The following is a 4,260-nucleotide window of genomic DNA, read 5'->3' as shown; positions in this document are numbered from 1 at the left end:
ACCATGGACGGCGAGCGCGCGCCGGTCGACTGGTCGGCGAACAGAAGCTGCACGTCCTTGGCGCGCGCTTCCTTGCCGTTGATGCGATAGAGCGAGCCCGCCTCACGCTCGATCCGGCGCGATACCTGCAGCTCATCGGCATCGTTGAAGGCGGCGGGCGCGGTGCGGTCGGTGTTGTCGAGGAAAAGCGTGACTTCGGCGGTGTTGCGCGCCGGGCGCGCGCCTGAGCCGGAGAAGATCACGTCGTCCATGCCGGACGCGCGCATGTTCTTGTAGGAGCTTTCGCCCATCACCCAGCGCAAAGCTTCGACGAGGTTCGACTTGCCGCAGCCGTTCGGCCCGACAATGCCGGTCAGCCCGCGCTCGATGACGAACTCGCCGGGCTCGACGAAGGATTTGAAACCGAGGAGGCGAAGGCGCGAAAATTTCATTCGCGCCGCCCCACACTACAGGCCATGGCGCCGAAGCCCGACCGCTTCGGCGCGGCCTGGATGTCAAAGCAGAGGGTCGATGATGGCCGACATTTCCTCAATCGACATCGCCCCTTTGTAGGTCTTTCCGTTGATGAAGAAGGTCGGCGTCGAGTCGACCTTGAACTCGTCCGCTCCGCGTTTCTGGACTGCTCTCACATCGTCCAGAAGTTTCTGGTCCGTCAAGCAGGACTCAAAGGACTCCTGTGTAAAACCGGCCAGCTTCGAAATCTGCAGCAGCGCTTCCTTGGTGTTGTTGACGCCGACCCAGCTCGGCTGCTGCTTGAACAGCACGTCGACCATGGCGAAGTAATTGTCCTTGGAGCAGCGCGCCAGCATGAAGCCCGCCTCGGCGCTCGGGTCGAAGGGAAATTCGCGCAGGATGTAACGAACCTTGCCGGTGTCGATATACTTCTTCTTCAACTCAGGAAAGGTCGTGTCGTTGAAATGCGCGCAATGCGGGCAGGTCATCGACGCATATTCGACGATGGTGACCTTGGCATCGTCCTTGCCGAGCTGCTTGTCGGGCAGCGCGCCGGGCTTCAGCAGTTCCGCCATATCGACGGTGCCTTGCGCCTCCGGCACCTGGACCGCGGCCGGGGTCGCGGCCGGCTTGGCAGGCGTCGACGGGTCGGCAGGCTTCACATCGGCGGCCTTCGCCTCTTCGCCGGAGTCGCTGCACGCAGCAAGCAGCGCCACCGCGGGAACAGCGGCCAGCGTGGTCAGAACGTTTCTGCGGGACAGACTTTTGCCAAACGGGGCGCGGTTCATGCGAATCACCTGATATCGGTTGGATTTTGCAATGCAAGAGCTAGAAAAGGCGAGAGTTGGCGCGAATTAAGGCATCGCGATCCCCAATCCAATCGCGAAACTTGATCATAAGCATCACGAATGCGCGAGATTGGTGACGCATTCATGACGCTTCTTACGACCCTTTGCGCTTCCTTTCACCCATAATCGTGGCGCCGAGCCGCTCCAGCGAAGCGCGCAGGCCGTCGTCCTCGATCTTGCCGACCAGATGCGAAAGCTTCGATTTCTCTGCCTCGCTCAAGGGCAGCGGCGCCCGCTTCGGCCGCGCCTTTTGCGAAAGCACCGGCTTTTGCAGGATCTTGATGCGGCCGATCGCGTTGAAGCCCAGGAAGGCGTTGACGCGGTTGATGACCTCGCCGGCCTCATGCTGCAGATGCAGCGCCGCCATGCCTTCGCAGGCGATGATCAGTGTCGCCGGCTCGAACGGATCGTCCTCGTGCAGGCGGCGCGGCCACTGGATCTTCTCCGGGCGCGAATGGATGGCAAGGCGCGGCCCGGCGATCTCTTCCCAGGACTGCACCAGCCCGATCGAGATGCCGGCGCGCTTCCTCAGCACCGGATCGAGGATCTCGGTCGCGAGATCGCTCACCGGAACGGGATTGCCGAAGGCTCTTTTCCCTGCCATGTGCGTTCTCCAGTCCCCCAGTTCATCCGATCAATGGCACCGCTAGACCAGACCCGCAAGGCATCACAGCAGGCCGCATCCGGCGATACGGGCATCGCATCCCGCCTGCTTACCTGGTACGACGCGCATCATCGCGACCTGCCCTGGCGCGTGACGCCGGGCGCGTTTGCGCGCGGCGTGCGTGCCGATCCCTATCGCGTGTGGATGTCCGAGGTGATGCTGCAGCAGACCACGGTCGAGGCGGTAAAAGCCTATTTCCGCAATTTCGTCGAGAAATGGCCGACGGTCGAGGCGCTGGCGGCGGCGCCGGCCGAGGATGTGATGAAGGCCTGGGCCGGGCTTGGCTATTATTCCAGGGCGCGCAACCTGAAGGCCTGCGCCGACCTCGTCGCACATACGGGCGGCCGCTTTCCCGACACCGAGGCCGGGTTGCGCGAACTACCGGGAGTCGGCGCCTATACCGCAGCGGCGATTGCGGCGATCGCTTTCGGCCGGCCGGCCGCGGTCGTCGACGGCAATGTCGAGCGGGTCGTGACCCGGCTTTATTCGATCGAAACGCCGCTCAGCGAGGCCAAGCCGCAAATCCGCGCGCTGGTCGAAAAGCTGGTGCCGGAGACGCGACCCGGCGATTTCGCCCAGGCGATGATGGATCTCGGCGCGACGATCTGCACGCCGAAACGCCCGCGCTGCATGCTCTGCCCGGTGCGCGAGGATTGCAGCGCCATTCTTTCGGGCGATCCCGAGCGTTTCCCGGTCCGCCTGCCGAAAGACGACAAGCCGCTTCGCAAGGGCGCTGCCTTCGTCGCCGAGCGCGACGACGGCGCCATCCTTCTGCGCAAGCGGCCTGAGAAGGGCCTCCTCGGCGGCATGACCGAGGTGCCGACCACGGCTTGGACCGCCCGCGTAGACGGCGCCACGACGGCCGACGCCGCGCCCTTTCCAGCCGATTGGCGTCGCGCCGGGCGGATCGGGCATGTCTTCACCCATTTCGCGCTCGAACTCGACATCTTCCATGCCCGGATCAAAGGCGATGCGCCGGCAGGACATTTCTGGTCGCTGGCCCATCAAATTCCCGGGGAAGCGTTGCCCACCGTCATGAAAAAGGTAATCGAGGCGGCCATACCGGGGGCGACCAAAAAGCAACCTACCCGCTGAAAGGCCCGCAATGACCGAAATTCGCCACATCGTCTTCGACATCGGCAAGGTGCTGGTCCATTACGATCCGGACATCCCGTTCAGCCGCCTGATCCCGGACGCCACGGAGCGGAAGTGGTTCTTCGACAATGTCTGCACCAGCGCCTGGAACCTCGAGCAGGATCGCGGCCGAACCTGGGAAGAAGCCGAATCATTGCTGATCGCCGAGCATCCCGATCACGCCGAAAACATCCGCAACTTCCGCCGGCACTGGCATGAGATGGCGCCGCACGCCTATGAAGACAGCGTCGCTCTGCTCGAAGGCCTGATCGATGACGGCCACGACGTGACGCTGCTCACCAACTGGGCCTCGGACACGTTTCGCGAGGCGCGCGCCCGTTTTCCGTTCCTGGAGAAACCGCGCGGTGTCACCGTCTCCGGCGATATCGGCCTGATCAAGCCGGACCGCGCGATCTACGACCATCACGTGGCGTCGTTTGGGCTCGATCCGGCGGCATCGCTGTTCATCGACGACAGCCAGAAGAATGTCGACGGCGCCAGGGCCGCCGGCTGGCAGTCAGTGCTGTTCACCGACGCCAATACGCTTAAAGCGGACCTTGAACGGTTCGGGATTGCGGCTTGAACTGAATCGCTTGCGGCGATCCGTTGAAGTCTTGATTCAAGTGCGGGTGGCCGCTCAGGCTCCTGCCCGCTCCATGCCGAGACGGGCGATGCGGCGCAGCTCGTCGATCGGGGTGAGGCCGCCGCTGCGCTCATAGTGCCAGAAGGTCCAGCCGTTGCAGGCATCCAGACCTTGCACCTCGGCACCGATCTTGTGGATCGAGCCGGCGCTCTCGCCGATCGCCAGCGTGCCGTCGGCGCGCACCTTCGCCGCCCAGCGCTTCTTGGCGTCGTAGAGCGTGGCGCCCGGCGCCACCAGGCCGTTGTCGATCAGGCTGATGAAGGCGACGCGCGGTTCGGCGCGCTTGCCCGAAAGCACGGTGAGATCGGCGCTTTCCAGCGGGCGCACCGCGGCGATGCGCTCATTGGCGGCGTCGATATAGGCCTGCTCGCGCTCGATGCCGACGAAGTGGCGGCCGAGGCGCTTGGCGACGGCGCCCGTGGTGCCGGAGCCGAAGAACGGATCGAGCACGACGTCGCCCGGCTTGGTCGAAGCCATCATGATGCGGGCCAGCAGCGCTTCCGGCTTCTGCGTCGGGT

6 protein-coding genes are annotated in these 4,260 nt (G+C 64.3%); 2 read left to right on the top strand and 4 right to left on the bottom strand.

Annotated elements, in window-relative coordinates; all coding sequences use genetic code 11:
* From EOD07_RS24725 to EOD07_RS24715, 3 genes are all read right to left on the bottom strand, one after another.
* The coding region (locus EOD07_RS24725) for an AAA family ATPase (protein WP_164772490.1) at nt 1-431 on the bottom strand (431 nt) is incomplete at its 3' end.
* Nucleotides 432-494: 63 nt separating this feature from the next.
* On the bottom strand, nt 495-1,241 hold the full coding sequence (locus tag EOD07_RS24720; RefSeq protein ID WP_040991171.1) for a DsbA family protein: 747 nt from the start codon (nt 1,239-1,241) through the stop codon (nt 495-497).
* 154 nt (nt 1,242-1,395) lie between these two features.
* Nucleotides 1,396-1,905, bottom strand: a complete 510-nt coding sequence (locus EOD07_RS24715) for a DUF721 domain-containing protein (protein WP_127237296.1) — start codon at nt 1,903-1,905, stop codon at nt 1,396-1,398.
* A 33-nt stretch (nt 1,906-1,938) separates the two neighbouring features.
* On the opposite strand from EOD07_RS24715, the gene mutY reads away from it, so the two are divergent.
* Nucleotides 1,939-3,060 (top strand): A/G-specific adenine glycosylase, encoded by a 1,122-nt coding sequence (gene mutY / locus EOD07_RS24710; protein ID WP_127237295.1) that lies wholly within the window; start codon nt 1,939-1,941, stop codon nt 3,058-3,060.
* A gap of 10 nt (nt 3,061-3,070) precedes the next feature.
* Nucleotides 3,071-3,682, top strand: coding sequence for an HAD family phosphatase (locus EOD07_RS24705; RefSeq protein WP_127237294.1), 612 nt, complete (start codon nt 3,071-3,073; stop codon nt 3,680-3,682).
* A gap of 54 nt (nt 3,683-3,736) precedes the next feature.
* On the opposite strand, the gene EOD07_RS24700 is transcribed toward EOD07_RS24705, so the two are convergent.
* The coding region (locus EOD07_RS24700; RefSeq protein ID WP_164772489.1) for a DNA methyltransferase at nt 3,737-4,260 on the bottom strand (524 nt) is incomplete at its 5' end.

This window comes from Mesorhizobium sp. M2C.T.Ca.TU.002.02.1.1, assembly GCF_003997225.1.
Note: the sequence above shows the minus strand (reverse complement) of the source record. Positions and strands in the feature narration are given on the sequence as shown.